Annotated in this window: 1 protein-coding gene; it reads right to left on the bottom strand. The window is 54.7% G+C overall.

Annotation, left to right across the window (positions count from 1 at the left end):
- Positions 1–804 (bottom strand): galactose/glucose ABC transporter substrate-binding protein MglB (mglB, locus tag QMM04_RS22855; protein WP_282997163.1); only part of this gene is annotated, 804 nt, incomplete at both ends.

Genomic DNA, 804 nt, shown 5'->3' with positions numbered 1-804 from the left:
CCTGGTTTTCCGCATCGTTCAGCACGGTACCGGCCATCGCACCGGATTTCACCAGCGCCAGCGCTTCTGGCAGGGCGTCAACACCAAATACCGGAATGCTGGTTTTGTTGTGCGCCTTCAGCGCTTCAACCGCACCCATCGCCATCGCATCGTTGTTCGCGATGATTACTTCAATTTTGTTGGCGTTCGGGCCAGACAGCCAGGCGTCCACTTTGTCTTTCGCCTGCGCGGTATCCCACATTGCAGTATCCATCGCCAGCTGCTGGGTTTTGATGCCGTCTTTGTTCAGGGTTTCGATAACGTATTTGGTACGCGCTTCGGCATCCGGATGGCCCGGTTCACCTTTCAGCAGCACGAACTGAATCTGACCGTCTTTGTTCAGATCCCAGGCTGGCGTGGCTTTCCAGTGTTTCTCGATCAGCTCACCCTGCTTGATGCCGGACTCTTTGGAGTCGGTACCGACATAGTAAGCTTTGTCGTAGCTGGCCAGCACTTTCGCGTTAGGCTCTTTGTTGAAGAACACCACCGGCACGTCGTTCGAGCGAGCTTTGTCGATCACCACTGCCGCAGCAGCCGGATCCACCAGGTTGATAGCCAGCGCTTTCACGCCTTTCGCCATCAGCACGTCAATCTGGTCGTTCTGTTTGGATTGGTCGTTCTGTGAGTCGTTCATCAGCAGCTGAATGCCGCCAACGGCTTTCGCCTCTTTTTCGATGTCTTTGCGCACCATCGACATGAAGTTGTCGTCATATTTATAAATTGTCACGCCAATGCGGGTATCGGCGGCGTGCGCAGTTGCACCAA

Source organism: Pantoea sp. Pa-EAmG (assembly GCF_030024295.1).
Classification (GTDB): Bacteria; Pseudomonadota; Gammaproteobacteria; order Enterobacterales; family Enterobacteriaceae; genus Pantoea; species Pantoea dispersa.
Note: the sequence above shows the minus strand (reverse complement) of the source record. Positions and strands in the feature narration are given on the sequence as shown.